Source organism: Methanosarcina mangrovi, assembly GCF_052057765.1.
GTDB lineage: Archaea > Halobacteriota > Methanosarcinia > Methanosarcinales > Methanosarcinaceae > Methanosarcina.
This window is the reverse complement of record NZ_CP195120.1, coordinates 712207-735562: the sequence shown is the minus strand read 5'-3', so window position 1 is coordinate 735562 and position 23356 is coordinate 712207. Positions and strand designations below refer to the sequence as shown.

Annotated in this window: 18 protein-coding genes; 4 read left to right on the top strand and 14 right to left on the bottom strand. The window is 45.0% G+C overall.

The window, feature by feature from the left end:
• The first annotated feature begins 46 nt into the window (after positions 1-46).
• From ACSAZL_RS03500 to ACSAZL_RS03490, 3 genes are all read left to right on the top strand, one after another.
• Positions 47-3493 (top strand): HEAT repeat domain-containing protein, encoded by a 3447-nt coding sequence (locus ACSAZL_RS03500; protein ID WP_440947353.1) that lies wholly within the window; start codon positions 47-49, stop codon positions 3491-3493.
• 50 nt (positions 3494-3543) lie between these two features.
• Positions 3544-4584: a methylcobamide:CoM methyltransferase MtaA gene (gene mtaA / locus ACSAZL_RS03495; RefSeq protein WP_440947352.1), complete on the top strand. Its 1041-nt coding sequence runs from the start codon at positions 3544-3546 to the stop codon at positions 4582-4584.
• A 543-nt stretch (positions 4585-5127) separates the two neighbouring features.
• Positions 5128-6258 carry an ATPase gene (locus ACSAZL_RS03490; protein WP_440947351.1) on the top strand — a complete coding sequence of 377 codons (1131 nt, stop codon included), beginning with the start codon at positions 5128-5130 and terminating at the stop codon, positions 6256-6258.
• 459 nt (positions 6259-6717) lie between these two features.
• Here the strand turns inward: ACSAZL_RS03490 and ACSAZL_RS03485 are convergent, their stop codons facing one another.
• Entirely contained in the window at positions 6718-7485 is a 768-nt protein-coding gene (locus ACSAZL_RS03485; RefSeq protein WP_440947350.1) for a hypothetical protein, read from the bottom strand.
• 674 nt (positions 7486-8159) lie between these two features.
• On the opposite strand from ACSAZL_RS03485, the gene ACSAZL_RS03480 reads away from it, so the two are divergent.
• The gene (locus ACSAZL_RS03480; RefSeq protein ID WP_440947349.1) at positions 8160-8942 is read left to right on the top strand and encodes a hypothetical protein; all 783 of its coding nucleotides are present in this window, start codon (positions 8160-8162) and stop codon (positions 8940-8942) included.
• Between the two features lie 138 nt (positions 8943-9080).
• Here ACSAZL_RS03480 and ACSAZL_RS03475 read toward each other — a convergent pair whose 3' ends face one another.
• The 13 genes from ACSAZL_RS03475 to cfbA form a co-directional block, all read right to left on the bottom strand.
• A complete protein-coding gene (locus ACSAZL_RS03475) occupies positions 9081-9446 on the bottom strand; it encodes a cupin domain-containing protein (protein ID WP_440947348.1) in 366 nt (121 codons plus the stop codon).
• A gap of 41 nt (positions 9447-9487) precedes the next feature.
• On the bottom strand, positions 9488-10141 hold the full coding sequence (locus tag ACSAZL_RS03470) for a hypothetical protein (protein ID WP_440947347.1): 654 nt from the start codon (positions 10139-10141) through the stop codon (positions 9488-9490).
• A 603-nt stretch (positions 10142-10744) separates the two neighbouring features.
• Positions 10745-11029, bottom strand: a complete 285-nt coding sequence (locus ACSAZL_RS03465; RefSeq protein ID WP_440947346.1) for a non-histone chromosomal MC1 family protein — start codon at positions 11027-11029, stop codon at positions 10745-10747.
• Between the two features lie 539 nt (positions 11030-11568).
• Complete coding sequence (locus tag ACSAZL_RS03460) at positions 11569-11949, bottom strand: hypothetical protein (protein ID WP_440947345.1); 381 nt, start codon at positions 11947-11949, stop codon at positions 11569-11571.
• Positions 11950-12310: 361 nt separating this feature from the next.
• Positions 12311-12985 carry a PHP domain-containing protein gene (locus ACSAZL_RS03455; RefSeq protein ID WP_440947344.1) on the bottom strand — a complete coding sequence of 225 codons (675 nt, stop codon included), beginning with the start codon at positions 12983-12985 and terminating at the stop codon, positions 12311-12313.
• 715 nt (positions 12986-13700) lie between these two features.
• Positions 13701-14978, bottom strand: a complete 1278-nt coding sequence (gene hflX / locus ACSAZL_RS03450) for a GTPase HflX (RefSeq protein WP_440948774.1) — start codon at positions 14976-14978, stop codon at positions 13701-13703.
• A gap of 2 nt (positions 14979-14980) precedes the next feature.
• The gene (locus ACSAZL_RS03445) at positions 14981-15376 is read right to left on the bottom strand and encodes a DUF2209 domain-containing protein (protein ID WP_440947343.1); all 396 of its coding nucleotides are present in this window, start codon (positions 15374-15376) and stop codon (positions 14981-14983) included.
• A gap of 239 nt (positions 15377-15615) precedes the next feature.
• A complete protein-coding gene (gene endA / locus ACSAZL_RS03440) occupies positions 15616-16668 on the bottom strand; it encodes a tRNA-intron lyase (RefSeq protein ID WP_440947342.1) in 1053 nt (350 codons plus the stop codon).
• 443 nt (positions 16669-17111) lie between these two features.
• Positions 17112-18605, bottom strand: coding sequence for a Ni-sirohydrochlorin a,c-diamide synthase (gene cfbB, locus ACSAZL_RS03435; protein ID WP_440947341.1), 1494 nt, complete (start codon positions 18603-18605; stop codon positions 17112-17114).
• A 118-nt stretch (positions 18606-18723) separates the two neighbouring features.
• Positions 18724-19521, bottom strand: coding sequence for a Ni-sirohydrochlorin a,c-diamide reductive cyclase ATP-dependent reductase subunit (cfbC, locus tag ACSAZL_RS03430; protein ID WP_440947340.1), 798 nt, complete (start codon positions 19519-19521; stop codon positions 18724-18726).
• Positions 19522-19710: 189 nt separating this feature from the next.
• Positions 19711-20823 (bottom strand): Ni-sirohydrochlorin a,c-diamide reductive cyclase catalytic subunit, encoded by a 1113-nt coding sequence (cfbD, locus tag ACSAZL_RS03425; RefSeq protein WP_440947339.1) that lies wholly within the window; start codon positions 20821-20823, stop codon positions 19711-19713.
• A gap of 386 nt (positions 20824-21209) precedes the next feature.
• On the bottom strand, positions 21210-22742 hold the full coding sequence (cfbE, locus tag ACSAZL_RS03420) for a coenzyme F430 synthase (protein WP_440947338.1): 1533 nt from the start codon (positions 22740-22742) through the stop codon (positions 21210-21212).
• A 26-nt stretch (positions 22743-22768) separates the two neighbouring features.
• A complete protein-coding gene (gene cfbA, locus ACSAZL_RS03415; RefSeq protein ID WP_440947337.1) occupies positions 22769-23161 on the bottom strand; it encodes a sirohydrochlorin nickelochelatase in 393 nt (130 codons plus the stop codon).
• Between the last annotated feature and the right edge of the window lie 195 nt (positions 23162-23356).

Here is a 23356-nt window from a genome sequence, read left to right as displayed (position 1 = left end):
AGAAATGGAAAAACGAGAATATTCTTTATAAAATTGGGAGGGCTTTATGCGGGAGGCTGAAAGAAATTTAAGCGGGGAAGCGGAAGAATATATGAAAAACATAATACTTGAAGCCGCAGATGAAATGCCTGATTTCTACATTGAAATGTCTGCCAGAGAAATACTACCTGTCACACGCCGGATTTTTGAAGAAAACACTTTTCTCGCCCATGAATTTAAAATTTCCCAGCTTGTAGAAAAAGAAAAGCGCCTGATAATTTACGGAGAGGCAGGTTCGGGAAAAACAAGTACTCTCAAGTGGTTGAATGCCACCTGTGCCAGAGAATGCCTCGAGAAAAAAGAAGAATACGTCCCTATTTATGCAGCCCTTGATTCTTATGTTAAAGGTTCTTTTTATGCTTATTTGAAAGCAAAAGCAGAACAAAAAGGGATTTTGGAACCTGATTTCAGGGAATTACTTGAAGGAAAAGCCCTGCTGCTTTTAGACGGGCTTGGCATGCTCACATCTTCCGAGAACTTTTCTCCCCTTGATGAACTCTCCGATTTCATTTCCGATCATGAAGACTGCAGATACGTTATTGCCTCAAGACACGGCCCTACCGGGAGCATAAAAAGTACGTTTGCAGTTTGCGAACTCGAGAAATTCTCAGATGAGAAGATCAGGCTCTTTATAGAGAGTTCCGTCCCTAACCGGAGACAGGCAAAACTTCTGAAAACCGGAAGCCTGAATGAAATCGATTCACATCCTTTTCTCCGAAATCCCCTGCTGCTCAAACTCTGGATTAAAGTTTCAATCGCCGGAATGGGGACAACGGGAAAAAAGAAACTTAATCACGAACTTATTTCTTTTGATCCTGATTTTATCCCCTCCAATCGGGCAGAACTTTACCTGGCTTTTATTTCAGAGCTTTTCAGGAATTCCGGGATAAAAGAAGATCTCTTCAGTGCCGAAAGGATACTTTCCCCGAAAAAAAGCAAGGATCTGGAAAATTGCGATCCTGGAAGCGAAGAGTCAAGAAGCCCTGAAAAGCCGCCTGCTAAAAGTGCTCAGAGAACAGGTTCGGAAAAAATAGATTTCGAAAGGGCAGAGATTGAAAGGTTTCTGATGGATCTGGCATTCAGACTCCAGTGCGAGCACAGGATTTCATGCAAGTACGGCTACGCCCTTGGGATCGCAGAAAAGTACGCAAAACAAAATCCTGCAAAACAAAATTCATCTGGGAAAACAGAATCTAAAAAAACAGAAGCCAGAAAGCTTCTCAAGGCCTGCTTCGGGTTAGGACTCCTTACCAGAAACCGTTCTGAAGTAAGGTTCGGGATAAACCTTGACCTTCAGGAATACTTTGCAGCTTTAAAACTGAAGACATACCTTGAGCACGGAATGGAGACCTCAGAAGCATTCGGGCACCCGGGATGGGAAAACGTTGTAATATTTATCTCGGAGATGGTCGAGTCGGGAGAGGAATTGGTAAACTCCATTATTTTGAACGAAAACCCGGACCTTGCTTCAAAATGTGCCGGGAAAATCAGCCTCGAAACAAAAGAAAAATTATGTTCATTACTTGCCGGAAAACTCGACAGCAGGTACGCGCTGGAAAAAATGAGGGCAATCCAGAGCCTTGGGAGGCTTGGAGATTGCGGAATTGAAGCCATTTCAGGAGTACTTGAACACGGAGACACGGGAGTGAAAAGAGAAGCTGTAAGGGTTCTCGGGGAGACAAGATCGGAAATGGCCCTTGTCCCTCTAACAGCTGCATCCGGAGATGAGGATTACTCTGTGAGGATCGAAACCGTAAAGGCTCTCAGTATGATCGGGTCTGAAAAAGCTGTCAAGCTGCTGAAGAACGTACTGGCGGATAAGAACAGGGCTGTCCGCCTGGAAGCAACCAATGCGCTGATGCAGATAGGATCGGAAAAGGCTCTTGAAGTCCTTGTTTCCGCACTTGGAGATAAAGACGATTTTGTCCGTTTTGGGGCTATGGGAGCTCTTGGCAGGGCAAACCCGCAAAAAGCTGCAACCCTTCTCATAAAAGCATTTAAGGAAGAAAATAAACTTGTTCGGCTGGGAGCTGCCGAGGCCCTGGGACAGATGAGATCGGAAAGAGCTGTTGATCCGTTCATAAACGCCCTGCAGGATGAGGACGAATTTGTACGATGGATAGCTATAAAGGCACTCGGGAAAATAAAATCGGATAAGACTCCTGATACCTTTACCTGTACACTTGGCGATAAAAGCCATTTCGTCCGAAGAGAAGCAGCAAAGGCACTCGGAATGGTAGGTTCGGAGAAAACACTTGATCTCCTTGTTTCCGCGCTTTCGGACGAGAACGAATTCGTAAGAAAGGCAGCTGCTGAAGCCCTCGGGGAGAGAGGGACCGAAATTGCAGGCTCAAAAACAGCTGCTGACGCACTTGTAAAGAGGCTCGGTGATGAAAGCCATTTAGTCAGGCTGGAAGCGGCAAAGGCACTGGGAATGGCAAGGTCCAGGGAAACTGTTGCCCCTCTTCTTCTGGTACTGGGGGATGAAAACCGGTTTGTCCGAAAAGAAGCAGCAAAAGCACTCGGGCAGCTGGAACCCGAAAAAGTCCCTGAACTGCTTATTCATGCGTTTGAGTCAGGTAACCATCTTATGAGACAGGGGGTAGTAAGAGCCCTGGGACAGATGAGTTCTGATGAGACCCGGAGCCAGGTATCGGATGAAGTCTTCGACATTCTTGATAATGCTTTTCAGGATGAAGATAAGTTTGTACGGAGGGAAGCAGCCAGAGCTCTGGAAAATATATCCAGAAACAGGCCTGAAAGAGCCTTTCAGGCCCTGATTAATGCGCTTGACGATGAAGACGAGGAGGTCAGGAGGCTGCTGGCCGGGGTACTGGGGTGCCTGGGTTCTGAGACAGCTGTTCCCCGGTTAATCGGTGCTCTCAAGTCCGGAGACGAAAACGTGCGACGGTTTGCAGCTGAAGCCCTCGGGCAGATAAGGTCCGAAAAAGCCCTGAAGCCCCTGATAGATACCATGCTTTTCGATGCATCTGGAGTTGTGAAAGGAGAAACGGCCAGAGCCCTTGGAAAAGTAAAATCCAGAAAAGCCATAGAACCGCTTATTGATGCACTCCTTGATGAAAACAATGAAGGCAGATGGGGAGCTGCCGAAGCCCTTGGAAGGATTAAAGCTGAAACTGCAGTTGGCCCCCTTATTCTCGCTCTTGCCGATAGAGACGACTTTACACGGTTTGCTGCGGCAAAAGCTCTTGGCAGAATAAGACCCAAAGAAGCTATCGAACCTTTGATAAACGCACTCTATGACCGGAACCGTTTTGTAAAAGCAGAAGCTACCGGAGCCCTCATTAAAACCTGTACGAAAGAAGACAAAGAGCGGATGCAGGTTTTACTTACTTCAGAAAATGAGCTTGCGGCAAATCTCGCGTTCGAAATCCTGGAAGAAATTGAAATGCAGGAAGTATCAAATACCAGACTATTTCCGGACTTGCAGTAAATCCAGTATCGATTAAAACAATTGGTTAAAAAAGCATTGGAGCCAGAAAAATGGAAAGAAATCTCAGGAAAAATTTTCTTAACGCTCTTCGCGGAAATCCCGTTGACAGGATCCCTGCCCTTTCTGTCACCCAGACCGGAACTGTTGAGCTTATGGACCTGACCGGCGCCGCCTGGCCGGAAGCTCATTCCGACCCGGAAAAGCTGGCAGCCCTCGCCCTTGCGGGCCACGAAATTGCGTACCTTGAAGCCGTGCGCTACCCCTACTGCCTGACAGTGCTTGCCGAAACCATGGGTTGCAGCGTGCGGATGGGCACAAAAGATATCCAGCCCTCAGTCCTGTCCCATCCCTTTTCCAAAGGGCCGGAAAAACTGAAAGTCCCTGAAGACCTGCTCGAAAAAGGAAGAATTCCCACAGTCCTTAAAGCAACGGAAATCATTGCAGCCCGGGCCGGCGGAGAAAACGGGAAAGAAGAAGTTCCTGTCATCGCAGGCATGGAAGGCCCTCTTACTGTTTTTACCCATCTTGCAGAAGTCAAAAACTACCTGATCTGGACCATCAGAAAACCTGATTATGTCAATGCCTTCATGGAGACCTGCACCGAGATCTGCATCGAGTACGCAAACGCCCTCTTCGACTGCGGCGCAGATGTCCTCTCTATGCCCGACGGCGGGATAGTCGGCTCAAGAATGATGCCTCCCTCTGTCCTTGAAGATTCGGTCAAACCCTTCTACAAACGCCTCTGCAAAAAAGTAAAAGGCCCTGCAATCCTGCACATCTGCGGCGATGTCGGCGATTCCCTGGGTACTCTTTCGGAATGTGGTTTCGAAGCCATCAGCATCGAAGAAAAAGTAAGCATAAAAGCCGCAAAAGAAGCTATCGGAGGCAGGGCAAGGTTAATCGGAAATGTCTCCCCCTCAAAAACCCTGCTCTTCGGGACCCCGGAGGCTGTGAAAGCAGAAACAAAACAGTGCCTCTCAGCCGGCGTGGACGTCCTTGCCCCGGGCTGTGGGATTGCCCCGAGGACTCCGCTTGCAAATATCAGGGCGCTTGTGGGAGCAAGGGATGAGTGGTATGAGGAACAGGAATGAAGAACAGATGAGGGGAAAAAGTAAGGAGAAAATTCAGACCGGCTTTTTAGCTGTCTCCAGCCAGTTACGTAGTGCACATATTAAACGGACTCCTGTTCCATTAAGCAGCATGAAACTCTTCAATGTTCACAGTTCATGACCATTAAGCAGCATGAAACTCCTCAATGTTCACAGTTCTTGAACATTACGTAGCATGAAACTCCTCAATGTTCATAGTTCTTGACCATTACGTAGCATAAAACTCCTCAATGTTCACAGTTCGTGAAGCTCTTATACCTGCCGAAATACCCTAAAAGTCTTTTTTAAGACCTCCATTTAACCAAAAAAGTTGTGACTAAGAGGAATAAGGCATATAAAGACTCATTCATCTTTTATTATTAAAATTAGTTAATTTTAAGTCTATTCATGATATTATATACATAGTTAATTATGAAATTACAGAAGTCATAAAAGAAATTAGAAATAGTAAACAGTTTTTAGTCAAGTTTCATAATAAAAATTTGTAAATTATTCAAAATTAGTAAGTGCATCAGGGGGGGAATTATGACAGAGAATGAGTACTTGAAAAGATGTAGCAGGTGTATCCTGCCCGAAACAACACCGAATATTACTTTTGATAAAGATGGTGTTTGTAATTTTTGCCATTCTCACATGAAAGTCCAGTATGAAGGGGAATCAAAACTTAGAGAATTGTTGTACTCGCATCGCAAAGATAGCAACAAATATGATTGCGTTGTAGGAATCAGTGGTGGGAGGGATAGTAGTTACACGCTCCTCAAACTTGCAAAAGATTATAACCTGAAAGTTCTGGCAGTTAACTATGAAAATCCATTTACCGATCCCCAGGCTAAAGCCAATATTGAAAATGCCGTAGACGCGTTAAATGTCGACGTTGTTAGTTTCAAATTGAAGAATAATATTCATGAAAAAACATTTAAACATAATTTTACGTCATGGCTTCAGAAACCATCTCCTGCAGCTATACCAATGATGTGTATTGCCTGTAAATTGATTCTTCCGAATGTAATTAAATATGCAAAAAAGTATGATGTAAAATGTGTAGTTACAGGTGCCAATCCATATGAATACATATCTTTTAAAAGGGAATTACTAAACATTTCAACAGATGAAAATTACATGAATATCCTGACAAAAAGTTTTGGCATAAAAGGGTTCGGAGGAATTGCGAATGAAGTATTAAAAAATCCTCTTTATTGCCATCCGATGTGCATTCCCACAATGATAACAGGATTTTTGTATGGAAATCCTTACAGCTTCGGACCCAGATTTTTGTCCCCGAATATTGAGTTTATAGACATATTTCACTACATTCCCTGGCAAGAAGAGGAAGTTTTGTCAAGAATCAGGCAGGAATTGAACTGGGAAAGCCCGCGCAGGTTCAGTTCATCCTGGAGATTTGACTGCACTGTAAGTCATTTAAAAGATTTTATGTACATGAAAACCCTCAACCTGACCGAAAAAGATGACTTTTATTCAAAAATGGTGAGAGAAGGTCTAATTACTCGTGAGGAAGCGCTCATCAGGCTAAAAGATGAAAATAAACTTCATATGGATGAAATACGAAAATTACTTGATAGTACCGGAATCACCGATATTCCCTACTTAAAAAAGGATAAAGAGGAGGTAATTCGGAAAGAATTACTGGCTGAATAAGACGGATATTTTTATCTTTAAGAGCTTCAAAAACGACCATGTTTAAGAGCCAATAAACCTTATTTAAGAGCCAATAAACCTTGTTTTGAAGATTAAATATGCACCAGTGGTTCACACTGGTGCTTCTCCAATAAAATTATGGATAAGCTCCCTCGTTCAATACAGAATTTTCCAAAGACTGCAACAGGAACGATTGTATGACTGATTTCAAGGGCGCTGGCTTCAAATTCTATGCTGGCAGGGGAGAGAGTGTATTTATTGTCAAAGTCGGAAATGCCGTCCCGGTCAATGTCTGCAGAGAGAGGATTCGTGTCAAGATCAGTTCTTCTAAGTCGAAAAGAGTAGCACGTAAATGAATAAAAAATATATTTTACAGGAATTTTACAGGAACCAAAAATTGGCTGCCTCAAAAAGATGAAAAAAGCGGAACTGAGATTTGTCAGGTCACACTTGTAGAGATTATCTGGTATATCCCTGAAGCCACAAAATGCCCTCAATATCGTCCCCTACTGAAGGAACGTAGCCTTTTGTCGCGCTCGCAAGTGCAAAAATAAAGATATCAATATCCTCGTCATTCAACCGAAAAAGAGGAGTTTTTATTCGATAGATAGTTCTATTTCCGAATTCAGATTCCAAGACTTCCTTAACTGGAGCCTGAAATACAAAATCATCGATATCTCCTTTTTCAAAAGGGGAAAAAGCAGCCACCCCTTTTGTGGAAAATTCCCTTCCTTCCCTGTCTTTCAGAGTTTTTGGCTCGGCTTTTGTCAGAGAATAAGCCAGCGCGGATAACAGGAAATTATATTTTTTCCCCTGCTCATAGATACATTTGTTCTTGAAATACATTATATCGAAAAATGCAAGAGAAGCGTCTCCCAAAGAACAGCGAATTTGGGCTTCCCGCTCATTTATCCATTCCTCAATACTGTCTATTTTAATTTCATGTGCTATTCCAGCCGCAGCAAAAGGATAAGCTGTCCAGAGTTGATTGTTAACGGTTATGGTACATATTTTTAGCATTTCACCCTGCGAGAAATAGGCGTTGATTTTGTTGCTGTTTTGATTGAGAGGCTCCAAAAACTCCGGATTTTCGATAGATTCGATTACAGAGGACGGAATCTCATCGTCAGATTCTAAAGCTGTCAGCCAGTGCTCTCCATGCCCACCGGCTTTCTTTGGCTTTATTTCTTCCTCAGCCTTCTTTATGAAGCAACTTAATATTCCCATTGAGTGACCCCGTAATTTTTTGATATATGTACAAACGCCGAGTAAGGTTAAAAACTTATTGATAAAAATGGTATTGTTCAGAATATAGATATGGAATACTGATTAGCAGAGCCACATTATTGCCAATAACTACTTTTATTATTTAGTCGGAAGTAGAAAAGTAGAGAAAAATCAGACCACCCAGACTTACAAGTTTTATTCCTACTGTTCTTACCCCGCTCACAGGTGGGCGGTCTTTCCGTGAAAACAGAAAAGACAGTTTTAATGTCAACAAACCCGGCAAGGATCCAGCCTTCAATCCCGTGTTCCCCAAAGAATGCACCAGGAACGATTGCACGACCGATTTTAAGGAGACGAATTGCAAAGTGAAAGTGATTGTGAAGACGAGAGACGAGTGGCATGAGGAGACTAATTGAAAAAAGAAAATGGGATATGAGTTAAAAATTGAAAAATACGCCAGTTTTTGTGAAAGAGACAAATAAAATAGTTGATTGTATGGCTGTTATGAACGGGAAGGGAAGAGACAATAATTTGAAGAAAAATTAGAATGTTTTGCATTTAAAGAACAAACTATTAGGAATAGTAAAAAACATAAAATAGTGGAGCAAGAATATACAGCATTGCTCCCAGCATAAATGTTTCACTAAAGTTGTTAAGATTGAAAGAGGCAATATATGACAAACATCCCCACCCTTGGCGGACTTTTATTACTTTTGTTTATTCCAATTTTTATTCCATTTTTAACTGCCTTTGTTATATCCTATGTGATGTATAGACGATTGAAAATCGGTCTACTGGGAGGATTAACCGGAATTGTTTCTTTTGTCCTTATATCAAGCCTGCTGGATTCTGTTTTATGGATACGCGGGATAATTGCAGGAATATTTGGAGGCGCGATTCTGGTCATAGCGCTTTCAAGATATTATAAGCTTCATAGTTTTAATTTTAAAGTTGATAAAAGAACGATTGTTTCCATACTGGTAATAGCTGGGCTAATTTTATCAATTTCTTTATATTATCTATCTGAAAAAACTAATATGGAATTCTGTATAGACGACCCTTCAGGGGATGTCAGTTACTCTGGTTATACAGAACCTAAAATAAGTGGACACGACAACATTGACATATTAAGGTTCGAATCTCTCGTTGTCGGAGACTCTGTGATTCTGGAGATGGAGCTTGCGGGAGATATTGATGAGAATAGTGCTGCAGAATATATTTTTTATATTGACACTCAGGGACGGAGTCTCTGGACTCTCACTATAGATGAAAAAGATATGGAAAAGGAAGGTAACATTCTTCGAGCATACGTTCCAGTCGAATCCCTAAAAAACCGAAAAAGCTTTCATGTACTTGCCGTTGCATCTGAATATGATATGTCTACTGATTTAAATCTGCATGATAGTTGTTCTAACCGGGGAGACTTTTGGGGAATTCTGGGGATATTGACCTCTTAATTCGACTTTGTAGAAATTCTAATATATTCAATCCGCAAATCCCAGTTCTAATTTTCTTCATTCCAGTACAATCCAGCAATCTGTTTTTACATCTCAAAGAACTCCTTCATGTATCAAATCTCCCATTTTAAGTTACAATCACTCCATCAATTCCGTATCCTCATGCGAATATGCCGGCGCACAGCAACAGAGAATTTTCAGCTCCTTTTCGCCGGGATTTCTGACCCTGTGCGGAGTTCCGGGAGCAATACGGATGGAATCCCCTTTTCTGACCTCAAATTCTTCCGAACCGAGGGTCATTATCCCGCTACCTTCCGTGATGTGATAGATTTCTTCGGTCAGCCGGTGTCTGTGAAGAAGCGTTTCCCCTCCGACAGGCACGATGGCTTCGGCAAGGCTCTGATTTGAGTTGCCGTGGACTGCCGGGTGCATGAGTTCGCGGATGATTGACCCGTCTTTTGTAATGTAGGGTTCTACCATTTCATATCTTGTTTTTGGCTGCATTCAGAACTACTGACACTGACAACTATATAAAGATTTTTGGTTTAAAGAGATTGAGATACCTCGTCTTCCTGTAAAAGCTCTGAAAAAAACGTAGGGCAGTCCGGGATCATTCTGACATCTATCAGGATCAAATTGAGGTAGAAAAGTCCTCCGATTTTGATATCCACAGGAGATAGATCCAGGAATTCCATTATGTCGGCGGGATGCTCAAGAAAAAACTTCTCAAGCTCCGGGCGGTTTAAGTTTCCTTTACAGGGGAAACCTACGGCATAGATTGTGGAATCCAAAAGTTTTCTGGCTCCTGCGTCCAGAATAAGGGCAAAAAAGGAATATAGCCCGTGCGGAAGATCAATCATATACCTGGTGTCTGCATCAAGCTCGGATAATAAAAGGTTCCGGGTCTTTTTCCTGTACACCATCAAAAGCAGTACTTTATCTTCGGAAAGGAGTTCCTGGACAGTATCCGGCAGGAAAAAGCTCCCGAAGACGAACTCGCACACTTCATAAGCCGAAACCGCAAAATCGTTTCTGACAAACAGCATACCGTCCTGGTCCGAAAGTGAATACCCCATATTGCCCTGAAGATCGATTATAGGGTATTTTCCCGCAGCGGTATCTTTCCAGAACCTGTCAAGAGCTTTGTCCTCTATTCGGGACACCAGATGTATACATTTTCCAACAGCGATACTTTCCAATAGTAACTCCTCCCACTGATTCCAGGGCTCATTTCCAGCCCGATTTTCCCGATCAAAAACCCCTTTTGTAGAATTAAAAAGGTCCCAGGAGATTAATCGCAATATAAAATATAAGCGTCATAATATAAATGTCTGGACATGAAAACAGATCCAATAATTCGGAATTTAAGATAAAAATCCAGAAAATAGATCCAAAAAACGTACATGAAATTCTTTGAATACAGGCACAAAAAATGAAAGTGTGAAAAGCACTTTCATGTCAAATCAAATTGCGTGCGGCCACCCCACCCTAAAGGATGGGGTATGCTTCGGGCCGCACGCCCGGTTACTCAGAAAGATTTACAGTGTTCTTTAACAAGGTTTCCTTGATCCAAGTTATTGAAACTCTGCTATAGAGACCCTGTTCGATTTCCGATCATTTTACAAAGAAGCAACGATGAAGATATTTAAATCGAAAACAAAAAGAGGCGAGGGTTCACTTCATCCCCGACCTGAAGGGCGGGGTATTCGTGACCCTCCGCGCTCCCTTTGTAATAAATCAGGAAAAATTATCGAAAAAAAGAAAGAACCTTGAATTTCAAGGTATATGAAGAAAATCAGATTTTACTCGATTTTTTCTATTTTCTCTTTCTTGACAAAGGGTTTACTGATTTTCGCTGGCATCCATTCAGGCCTGTTTTTTGGAGCTGCGACAGTTTGCTTCCATGCCTTGAAAACGTGAACTTTCTTTGTCCCGCGTTCCCTGAGTCGGATAATATCCGGTTTTGATTTGGTTCCGGCGCCCCTGTTTGCAGCTTTAAGGGCGGCCTGCCGAGGCTGTTTCCCAGTGAAAACTCCGTGCTCATTGCCATCTGCGTCCCGTAAAACAAAATTTCTTGTGTCAGACATAAGGATCATCTCCTGAAATATGTTATTAAAGACTAATAAAATTGAAAGTATATATAATTTTCTTTGGATGTCGTCGATAGTTAGTGGTTTACACAGAATTTTCTTCAATTTATTAATTGTATATACATTCAATTTGGAACTGGTCATCCCAGGAAAAAACAACATCAATAGACGTATTCATTAAGATTAGATGGGCAAATTTCAATGAGATGGCTTTCTTTAATTCTTGATTATTGGTCAATTTTTTTTCTTTGTCAACCAGTTAGCGATCAAGAGTACATGTTGCGCCAAAATCAACTTTATACGAGTTACGAAGAACCCATTAAAATACGGATAAAAATTCAGATAGAAAAAGAGATGACAAATTCGATAACAGAATTATAGCGGAGGAGGAAATTGGAATCCGAATATAAACCAGCTATTATAAACCCGTTTTATACTTATTTAGACCCATTTATGACAGTTTATAACAGTTTATAATAGGTTATAACAGTTTATACCAGACCATACCTATTATTATAGGTTAAGAATTTTGAAATTCATTTTACCTTTTCCGCCCTTTTTTTAAGGGCGCTGTTCATATCCCCGAAACTGCGTGTAGTACCTTTCTCTATAGACCATGAAACGCTGATAAAAGGAATTGCGATTCCACTAAATTTCTCTTTCTGGATAAAGCGTACCCTGTGGCCTGAAATTTCTTCCAGGATAAAGCTATGCTCCCCATCGAGCAACCCCGGGAAGAAGAAATTTCCCTTCCAGGTAAACTCTTTTTTTGGCTCCAGCCGGATGATTCTCGGGTGAAGGGTTACGCCTTTTTCCCACTCCGGTTTCATAAAGACTTTAATTTTGCTCCCCACCTGTGCATCCCCGCTGATTTCCCTTATGTAAGGGTTCCACTGTGGATAAGCGGCAAAATCCATAAGGATCTGCCAGACACGGTCCGCAGAAGCAAAGATCTCAATTTCTGTGCTGATTTCTTTTTTGAACCCGATAGTTGCAACTCCTCTTTCATTTTTTCTGATTTTTCTTAGTCTATCAAAGGCAAACTTATTAACTCTGCTTATTTGAACCGGGAGCAGGGAAGAGAAAGTATGAAAAAGGGCTCTGGCGATACGGTAAATTCTCGTTCAGTTAGCCAATTCAGTCAACTGCTAATTCAGTCAACCTTTTCGGTTAGTAATTCTTCAAAGCCCGGTAAGGAATCATAATTTTTGCTTAAAGGGTAAACTGTTTGCTTAAAGGGCATAAAGCCTGCTTAAGGACCATTTTACTAAAAAGCCTTTAAGACCTGCCGAAGAGTTTTTTCTTTAACTTTCGTTTCATGCTTCCTGACATCTGTTTCAGGATTATGGAAGTGGGGGTACTTTTCCCTGCAGGGGCGACTTTTCCGTCCCTGATTGCTCTGAGCACTGCCTCAACTGTGTTTTCGGAAGCCCCGATTTCAGTATATGCCTGCCCTACCATTTCAGGGATATGGGAGTCGCTCCCAGCAACGGCCGGGATTCCAAGCCTTTCTGCCTCGGCGAAGGCTTTCCTGTTGGCGCCGTTGAAAAGGCAGCGCGAATTGAAGACCTCAACAGCATCCGTATCAAGCCCTTCAAAACTCCCTATCCCGTGAGAACTGCTCTTGAAAGGATGGGGGATAATGACCGTGCCTCCGAGTTTTCTAGCCCTGCGGATAGTTTCTTCCGGACTTAGCCGGGACTCGATATCCTCTTTGATTCCCAGAACCAGGATATGCCCTTTTGAGGAGCTGACTTCCACACCGGGGATGACAGTGATTTCGAGGCCAAGTTCCAGGGCTTTTTTCGCACAGGCAAGCCCGCCTTCAACCGTATCATGGTCACAGATAGCAAAGCCGTCAAGACCCCTTTTGAGGGCATTCTCAAGGATATCCTCATGGCTTGACTCGCTATCTCTTGAATACTCGGAATGTACGTGGAGATCGAATTTCATGCTAATATAAAAATGCGAATTGAATTTATATAAATTTTGAAACGGACACGAAGAAAGAGAAAAGAGAAAAGAAGAAGGCACGTTACAGAAAAAAAAGTAGTGGAAAAAATCGGGAAAGAAAATATGAAAAAAATAATGGAAAAAAATAATGGAAAAAAATGACAGGTTTTGATCTGGAAGGAAGAGCTGCGGAACATCCCAGGAACGTTTCGGGAACTTTTCGGAAGCGTTTCGGGAACTTTTCGGAAGCGTTTCAGGAACAACCTTTACGAAGGGCCTTTTTAGCGAATTCTTTTGTGAGTTATACGAATCAACAAACATGAGTACAGGAATCAAAATACAAAAAGCAAGATCCTGTAAGCTGAGTTTGGAAAAGAGGATCAGGGCAGATGGAGCAGGACAAGCAAACTGAAATAAAACAAAAGGAGGAATCACGAACGGGCACATGCATATCAAAAAATCTGGTGTAGGGGTAGTTAAGGATATTAGGAGGGTTTGGTGTCTTCAGTAGACGCCCGTTCGCAAATAAACAAACAACTTCCGGGTATAAATGTCTTTCGTAGATATACGAACAATATTCAGGCTCTACAAAAAAATTTCCGAAAAGAAAGAAATTGGGAAACGTGTTTGTAATATACTAACGTTTTTATATAATTAGAAAAGCTTTTTATTCCCCCCCATCTAGGGAGAAGTCACCAAAAAACGTTATCCAGTGTCATTCCTTCTGATTAAGTTCCAGAGATTTTATTCTGTTGATGACCTCTGTTCGGGCTTCATAGTCCACTGAAATCCGTTCTCCGTACTCAACCCTGTGCACAATGCCTTCATCGTAGAGCCAGGAAAGGACTGACATCCCTTTTTCCGAGTTAGGCAGGGAAAAGGAATAAAAAGACCAGGCAGGCAGATGCTTGACGATCTCAGCTTTTAACTCCCACATTCCGTTCTTTTCTTTTGCGGAAACGAATACCGGATTGGGAGCCATATAGCCAATCTCCTCCATAACAGCTTCAAGTTCGGATTCCTCAAGCAGGTCTGTCTTGTTAAGCACGGTGATCACCGGGACTCCCTGGATGCGGTCCCAGAGAGTATCGTGGGAGGTGGAAAGTTTCTGAAGGATTATCTCGGGCTTTTCGCTTACATCGACAACAAGCAGGATAAGGTCGGAAAGAAAGATTTCATCGAGGGTCGATTTGAAGGCATCGACCAGCCAGTGCGGGAGCTCCTCTATGAACCCCACGGTATCGGTCAGAAGAGCCTTTCTTCCGCCCAGGTCAAGAGCCCGGGTGGTCGGCACGAGAGTTGTGAAGAGCTTATCCTGGGCTTCGACACCCTCATCGACAATCGCATTGAAGAGGGTGCTCTTTCCGGCATTAGTATACCCTGCAAGAGAGACCAGAGAAAAACCCTTCCTGTGCCGGAAAGCCCGCAGGGATTCATCGTCTTTTTCTGCAGACTCAAGCTCATTTTCAATCCTTGCTATCCTTTTCTTCAGATCCTGCTCATAGGCGTCCTCGTAGTCCCCGAGCCCCATGAAACCAGCCCTTTCTTCCTTTTTCACAAGAGAAACAATAGCTCTTGCCCTGGGGACCTCATACCTGAGCCTCGCAAGCTCGACCTGAAGCTTGGACCTGCGGGTAGTAGCCCTTTTTGCAAAGATCTCAAGGATAAGCTGAAACTTGTCTATTACCTGGCACCTGCAGATTTCCGAGATATTGAAAAGCTGAATTGTAGAAAGCCTGTTATAAAAAATGACCTTTGAAGCCCTCTTTATCCTCACAAGTTCGGCAAGCTCCTCTATCTTTCCCTTCCCAAGCTGGTACCTGGAATCCGGGAATCTTGTCTGCGTAAGCTCCCCGACAGGAATGTAGCCTGCAGTCCTTGCAAGCTCCCGGAGTTCCTCAAAGAGGTATTCCCCGCGTTCAGGGTCAGCCCGCGGATTGGTTCTTTTTACGAGAATTACCCTGTTTTCAGAATCTGTTTTTTCAGATGGAATTTTTACGCCTCAATATTAAGTTCTTTAATAAGTAGATTTCGAGCGCTCAGAGAGATATGATGAGCAAGCTCGATAGCCCTTCTCTCAGCCATGGATTCCTGGTATTTAAATGCCCTTGAAAACATACTTTCCGGCACCCAGAGGGGCTGGTTGTACATATCCCCTTTTTCGGCCACAATCGTCCCCTCAAAAGAAAGCTGGTTAGCCGTATCCTCAATCAGCTGCACGACGTCAAGCAAACCGGGGGCTCTTTTAAGCCAGAAAGGAAGGATTTTCACCTGCTTAACTTTCTCTATATGGTCAGCAGAAACAGTAAGGGCTGCAGCTGCACAGACCATATAGTAACCGCCTTTGATTCTGTGCCTGCCCGAAATGTCCACTGCAATAATATCCCACATTTATGCTTCACCTTCCTGTCTGGATAAATAAATTCGGTTTTTACGGACCTTCAAGAGAACGATGGATGTGTTTACTCAGGCAATAACCTGCCAGGCCAATTAATACTTACTCAAGTCTGTTCGAAGAATATATACATAATCTATAGAAACATGAAGTCGGATTTATAGAAACATGGAGTAGGATCTATAGAAACATGAAGTAGGATCTATAGAAACACAATCGGAATCATATTATGGAATTACATTTTGACTCTGCCGATGTCCAGATACTCGACTTCTTCCCCTTTCTCGACTGCAAAGAGCATTCGTTTGCGCACGCTGTTTGCAAGCCGGACAGCCCCGGACATAACCGGAAGCCTGAACTCGTAATCAGCGGGAATTACGTTTACAAGATACTCGGAATGGGGAATTTTTTCAATGGACTCGACTTTCCTGTAGACCCTGAAATGGGTCCCGAACTTAAAACCTGTCTTGACCACATGCCCGGAGTCTCGCAGAGCTTTATACGCGCTGTATTTCCGCAGAAAAGAACCCTCGATTTCCGAAGCTTTCTCAACAAACTCTTCGAATGAAAAAACCTTGCCTTTCCTGTCCCTGACGACTATGACCCCTCGCGAAAAGAGGTAGAGGGACTCAACAAGAGAGAGTTGCAGCCTTTCGGGGTCAAGCATTTTCCCGTAGAAGCCTCTGGCGTAAAGAGCCCCGGAAGCCTCAGCATCCCAGGCTATCACCCTGTCTTCGAGGAAAGTCGCATCGGTTTTGACTGCAGGGTAGGGCTCAGGCATCTCCCCTTGAGGGGCAGCGGTCTTAATCTCGTAGAAGGTGAGGTCACTTTCTTCGTCCACCACAGCCAGGATAAACTGCTTGTGCACGTTTTCTGCCGAGATTACCGAGTCTTGCAAAAGCTTTACGGGAAGAAGCTGCCTTTCGGACAGGACGTGGACAAAGATTTTTGCCGCACTTTTTCCGGGGTGACTGCCTCTCGGATATACCCTGAAGTCCGCAGCTGAAGGCTGGACATAATATCCCCTTTCTTTGAGGTCTTTATAGACGATATACTTCAGCTCGAAGTTCGGCTGCCTCAGAGAAGCCTGCTCGAAAAAAGCCCTGAAATCAAGCTTTCTTCCTTCAAGTTCTATCTCGAGTTTTCCCCTGAACTGGAGGTATGCGGCTTCCACGAGGGAGAGTTCAAGCCCGTCCGCCCTGGGCCGCCCGAAATAACCTGTTTTGTAAAGTTCAGCTACCGCTTCCTTTCCGGCAAGGACCCGGTCTCCTTTAAGTTGTGTTTTCAATAGGTTCACCTGAGAAGAAAATAGAATGAAAATAAGTTTTACAGGAATCTGTTTTGTAGGATTCCGAATTCTAACAGTCTGGTTTGCAACAATCTGGATTATCATTCTTACTTTAAATAATCCGACCTGTATAAGCCGATCTTTAACTGGTGTGTAATAATCTGGCTTAATATAATATTGTTTTTTCGACCAGCAGAAACAGAGCTGCAGGTTCAAGCTTTCGAGACAATCCTGAAAGAGCAAATTTGAGAGAGCAAATTTGAGAGAGCAAGTCTGAAAGAGCAAACCTGAAAGAGCAAGCCTGTGAAATCAGAATTGCAAGAACAAGCCTTCAAGAACAAGCTTTCAAGAACAAACTTTCAAGAACAAGCTTCCAAGGGTAAGCCTTCAAGAACAAACTTTCAAGAGTAAGCCTTCAAGAGTAAGTCTGTACAGCCATACTTTTACCGGGAAGCCCTGGAGACCCTGAACTGTCGGGCAGCCTCGACAAGCGAACCTGCAAGTTCCCTGTATGCGACTCCGTGCAGGTGGGCGTAAGAGCCAAGGGTGTTTCCGACAATAAGCCCGTCCATATCGCCTTTTATTCCGGTGCCCCGTGAAAGAGTTATTGCAAATTCCGCATCCTCGGGGATTTCCCGTATTTCGGAGTGATGGAATTCATGCCCCTTGAAGCTGTTGCCTTCCTTTCCGATAAGGCAGTCCCGATCAAGGGTCCCTATATTGTAACTGACTACTCTTGTCTGTCCCATGATCGTATGCCCGGAAAGCGCTCCAACCATTGCATAAGTGGACTCTGGCATCGAAGCATCGTGGTATGTGCCTTTTCCGGGGACTCCGGTACTGATTTTTTCCGTAAGGAACATAAGCCCCCCGCATTCGGCGTAGATGGGCATACCTGCAACTGAAGCTTCTTTAATGCTTCTTCGCATGGACTCGTTGGCTTCGAGTTCGGCGGCAAAAAGTTCGGGGTAGCCGCCTCCGATATATAGCCCGTCAACCTCAGGAAGCTCCAGGTCATTTACCGGGCTGAAGTAAACAATCTCTGCACCTGCAAGTTCAAGCAGATCGATATTGTCGCGGTAGTAAAAGTTGAAAGCCTCGTCAAGGGCAATACCTATCCTCGGCCTGGGAGAACCTGCACCGTCAGCAGGGGAAAAAATGCTGTTTTCGGGGCTGGTCAGGGGCTTTGAGCTCCCCGCGATTTCCAGGAAACGGTCCACATCAATCCCTTTATTGATGATCTCTTCAATACCCCGAAGCCTGTCCTCGAACCCTCCGTCTCCAAGCCGCCTCCTGCCTTCAAGCGCAGGCATGAGCCCGAGGTGGCGCATGGAAATCTGCATGGAGGGGTCTCTCGGGATGATTCCTATAACCGGCACGCCGGTATAGTGTTCTATTGCCTCTTTTGCTTTCTGTGCGTGGCGGCGGCCTCCGATATTATTCAGGATAACCCCTGCGATTTCCACGTCAGGGTCGAAATTCTTATAGCCGCTTATAAGGGCTGCCGCAGAGCGAGTAATGCTGCGGGCATTGATTACGAAAACCACAGGACATTTGAGGATTTTTGCAATCTGGGCGGTACTCCCGAGGTCGCTGAGGCTTTCAAAGCCTTCGTAAAGTCCCCGGACACCTTCGATAATTGCAATATCCGCCCCACCCCCGGTTTCACAGGCATGGGAGTAGACATCAAGAATCCCGTTCTCATCCATCAGGTATCCGTCAAGGTTCCGGCAGAACCGGCCCGTGATTTCGGTATGGTAACTGGGATCGATATAGTCAAGCGCGACCTTGAAGGGCTGGACTTTATACCCTCTTGAAACAAGGGCAGCCATAAGCCCCATGGAAATTGTGGTCTTGCCTGAAGAGGAACGGTCTGCAGAAATAAGGACTCTGGGAATGCTCCCCGCCTCTGCTCCGGATTGTTTGCTGTGGGTCATGCTTTCAATACCCTCTGGTCTGGCTTCTCCGTTTATTGCGGCACAGATAGTTTTTGCGGTTTACACCGATTTTCATAATTTATTTTTGATTTACCGGTTCTTTCCGGCTCTTTCCGGTTCACTTTGTCATTTCCCTTAACCGTTCATCGCTCAGATGGGATGCCATAACCTTCTTTTCGTTTGTAAGGATTGCTTTTCCGAGCTGGCGGTAGACCTCGGCAATGTCGGAGTCTGGAGCTTTCTCCATAACAGAGTAACCTTCCCTTTCGCAGTCCTGCACTTCCTGCCGCTTCGGGATGAAAGCCATCAGCTGGCTGCCGATTTCCTCGGAAAACTTCCTGACGATTTCCTCTTCCCGGCTTGCGTTTCTGGAATTGCAGATAACCCCGCTAAGCGGCATCCCGATCTTGGAAAGCCCTTTGCAGATGTTGTTTGCTGCATAGAGGGGCATGTACTCTCCGGAGGTAAGGACATAAGCCTCATTTACATAACCCTTCCTGACAGGGGCAACAAACCCGCCGCAGACAATGTCCCCCGGCACATCGTAGATTATAAGGTCCTGTTCTTTAAGGAGGTCTCCGGAAATACTCTTGAGTTTCTGGATTGCAACGATGATCCCGCGCCCTGCACAGCCTATCCCTGGCTCGGGACCTCCTGCTTCCACGCATTTAACGCCTGCATACCCTTCAAAGACCACGTCTTTTTCCTGTACATCCACCCCTTCCCTGAGGAGGTCGAGAATGGTAGGGATTCTTTTGCCTCTGAGAAGGGTTATCGACGAATCGCTTTTGGGGTCGCAGCCTATGATCATGACCTTCTTACCTGCTTCCGCACAGGCAGCTGCAACATTTGAGGCCGTACTTGACTTGCCTATGCCGCCTTTTCCGTAAATTGCAACGATCTTTTGTTTTTTCAAAGGATCTTCCTCCCGTTATCCGATTTATCCCGGATTTTATCCTTACTTTTGTCCAGGCTTTTAATCCTGGTTTTTATCCTTACTTTCATCCAGGCTTGTATCCAGACTTTTATTCTTACTTTTGCCCGGGCTTCTACCCGGACTTTTATCCAAACTTCTTTCCTGGTTTTTGCCCTGACCAGTTTCCGTTCAGGCTTCCTTTACAACTTCCCTTAATGTGGCTCCGAACTCGGATTCCACTATTTCGCTGACTCCAAGGGTCTTTGGGTGGAGGTCGATCTCAACAAGGACATGCTCGTGCCCCATCTCTTTTAAGGGCAGGACCTGCCTTGGCCCGTTCGTAATCGAGATCAGTTCCATGTGCTGCAGGCTCTCCATAGGGATTGCATGAGGGACACCTGTTATAACCGCGAAATCGTAATCGCCGTATTTTTCCATGATAAGTTCACTGACCTTTTCCCCCGCAACCGGGTACTCATCCATGCCGCCGATGATTTCATGGATCTCAACCCCGTGAGCTATGAAGTCCCGCATAATATATTGGGCATGCTGCCTGACCCTCGGAAGTCCCAGTTCGGGGTCGATGTTTGCCATATTGACCAGATTTTCCTTTTTCCCGAACATGGCTGCGACCTCGTTGACCGCAAGGGTGATGTCTGCAAACATGTAGCCGGTTTCTTTTTTGGCGTTCATTATGATGAGCCCTTTCTTGCCTTCCCTGAGGAGCTCAATCAGCCGCTTTGCAACCTTATATTTGAGGTCTCCCCTGGAAGGGGCAAGGTACTCTTTACTTGCAGCTCCGAACCTTTTTTCGACCTCTGTGGCTTTTATGAGAAGGTATTCCTGGCGTTCGAATTCTTTATGGTCAATTATCCCGGCATCAAGGGCTGATTCAAGGGCAAAAAGTACACCTTTTGTATTGTTGTGGTAGCCCGCGTGCACTTCGACTTCGATAACAGGGATATCCGGGTTTGCTTCGAGCACGGCTTCGTGCATTTCCTCCCCTATGATCATGCTGGCACAGGTGCCGACAACACCCAGGATTTTCGGGTTGAAGAGCTCGATGGACTTGTTGATAACCTGTACAAGCCGGTCGTGCCCTCCGAAAACAAAGCCGTTCTCGTCAAGCCCCGTGGTAACTACATGGATCCCGTCTTCTTCAAGCAGCCTTGCATGTTTGAAGGAGCAGCCGGGGGGGCCGTGCAGGATTGCAACATCGACGTTTAAGTCCCTGAGGGTATAAAGAGCCGCAACGATCGAACTCGGGCGGGGGTGAATAATTGAGATCTCTTTTTGAGTCATGACGAATCCTCTTTTTGATTATACGAATGTTGATATGGGTTTCACCCGGGAGATTCCGGAATTCCGCGGGACTGTAAACCCCGCTGAACAGGAAGAAGGTATCCGGAAGCAGGATAAGTTGAAAGTTAAACAAGTAATGGAAACGAATACAGATTGGAAGACCCTGTATAAAATTGTATCATAAATTTCCGGTAGAAAGCCTTCAGCCAGACCCGGAACTCCTGCCAGTTTTCCAGAGCCGGACGGAGGATTTTCGAAGGAACAACCTGCACGAAGCAGCACGAAGCAGCACGAAGCAGCCTTTATGAAACCACCTGAATGAAACCACCTGAATGAAACCACCCGAATGAAACCACCTGAATGAAAGATCATGTTGGGGACATTACTTAACGGAAACATTTCACTGATGAGAGAATTATATCTTCCGCACCTGCAAGTTCCGAAGCCTTCAGGAGCCCTTCCGAAAGGCTGCCCGCATAAGAGGCATTTTCAGCAGTTACTGCCTTCATTCTCTCACCCACAAGTATAATATGCCTGCACTTCGTACCGAACTTTTCTACAAACCCCTGCACTGAGCCCGGAGGCAAACCTTCACAGACCTGGGAGGCTTCTTCTCCGAGGATAAGGATTATACTTCCCTTTTTTTCGTCCTTTTTCTTCAGGAGAGCGTACTCAAGGGCTTTTTCTGCGGAAAGGATGTCCATTCCGGAGTTGGAGTTATCAACCAGGGCAACCCCGTTAAGCTCCTTTTCCTGCATCCTGCCTGAAAGTCCTCCGAATTCCTCGAGCACCGAAACAACAGCTTCCCGACCGACCCCGAGTTCAAGAGCGGCTGCAGAAGCTGCGACGAAGGCTGTCCTGTATGCCGAACTGTTATATCCCGGGCGCAGGGAAGCTGAAAAAAGTTCTTCCCCCCTGTAGAGAAAATGCAGGGTCGGGCCTGAAGCCTCGGGAGCAGTTGACGATTCATTGGGAACTGACAGTTCATTGGAAACTGACGGTTCTTTGGAAGACGAATGTTCTTTGGAAACTGACAGCTCTCCGGAAGCTGAGGATTTATCGGTCCCTGCTTCGGTTTCAAGAACAAAATCAGGAGCTTCAGATAGCTTCAGATTGGGCTCTGCATAAAATGGGTCCTTAAAAGTGAGAACCTTTGCAAGGCTCCCTTTTGCAGCTTCAAGGGCTTTTTCTGCCCCGGCGTTGAGAAGAAGGGTGCTTCCCGGTCTGGCGTTCAGGATAAGCTTGAGCTTTGCATCGCTTGCAAGGGAAGTATTGTTTGCAATTCCATAATCCGGGGAAAGGGTTGTCAGGATGCCGAGGTCTGCAGTACCCGTACCCCCGATCGAGATTTCAAAGATGAAGAATTCCGGCCGAATTCCGGCCTCAAGATTTTTTTCAACGGCTGTCAGGATACTTCCCGGAGTAATACTCAGGCCCTTGTGAATAAGAAAAGAGGTCCCTTCTTTCCAGGCTTCAAGCCCGCGCGAGGTATGGAGCACGACTTCGAACCTGCGGGAGAGCATGTCGGCGAGCAGGGACGCTGTACTTGTCTTTGCTTTTACGCCTGTTATCTCAACTATTTTGATTTCCGAAAGCCTGGGGTCGGCCTGCAGGATTTTTCCCACGACTTCATGGTGTGAGAGAACAGTTTTTCCTTCGGACCTGGCTTCCGTAAGCATGGGATAGGCAGGGTCCAGGTGTACGGGCGCTATCAGGAGATCGAATTCGGATACCGGGAGAGGAGCTTTTGAACAGCGTATGCCGTACTTTTCCTCAAGCTCCCCGAGCAGCGCCTGATCCACTGTTCCATAAACGTCTACTCCGGAAACGTCATTTCCCAGAGCTGCGAGTTTTTTTGCGATAGGAATCCCGCCGTGGGTCAGGTCAAGCACGGCGAGCTTCTTCCGGAACAGGTCCATGATAATACCGGACCCTGAGCCTTAAATTACAGGGCTTCCTGAACCCTCTTGAAAACGAGGTCTGCAATCAGTTCGTCGGCGCCGAGGGGTTTTGCATAGCAGAGGGGGACGTCCTTTCCATCAATATTAAGGGTTCCACAGCCTTTTTCGTCCAGACTCAGGATTCCGGGGATGTCCTTTGTGATGTGGACACCCGATGCCAGGAAGACCGGTACTGCTGCAATCTTTGTTACGCCTGTACCTGCAAAGCCTGCAATTGCTTCTTCCAGGGTCGGTTCACTGTTTTCCATAAACCCTGCTCTGACAACAACATCAGCGTGCTTCTGGGCGATGTAATCTGCGATCTGGCTGACTACTTCCTTGTTGTAAGGAAGCTTGCTCCCGTGGCCGATGGCCAGGATTCCGAGTTTCTCAGTCATTTTTGAAACCTCATTTTTGATCTAAACTTAAAGCGGTTATTCGGATTATGTTCATTCGGATTGTGTTTAACACAATTGTTCGAATTTGTAACATCAATGAGATTAACATAGTTAGGATTTATATGATATAACCTTTTTGAAAAAAAGAAACAACGGGAGAAAGTTTTGAGAGATAGGAAGAGAAAACATAGTTGC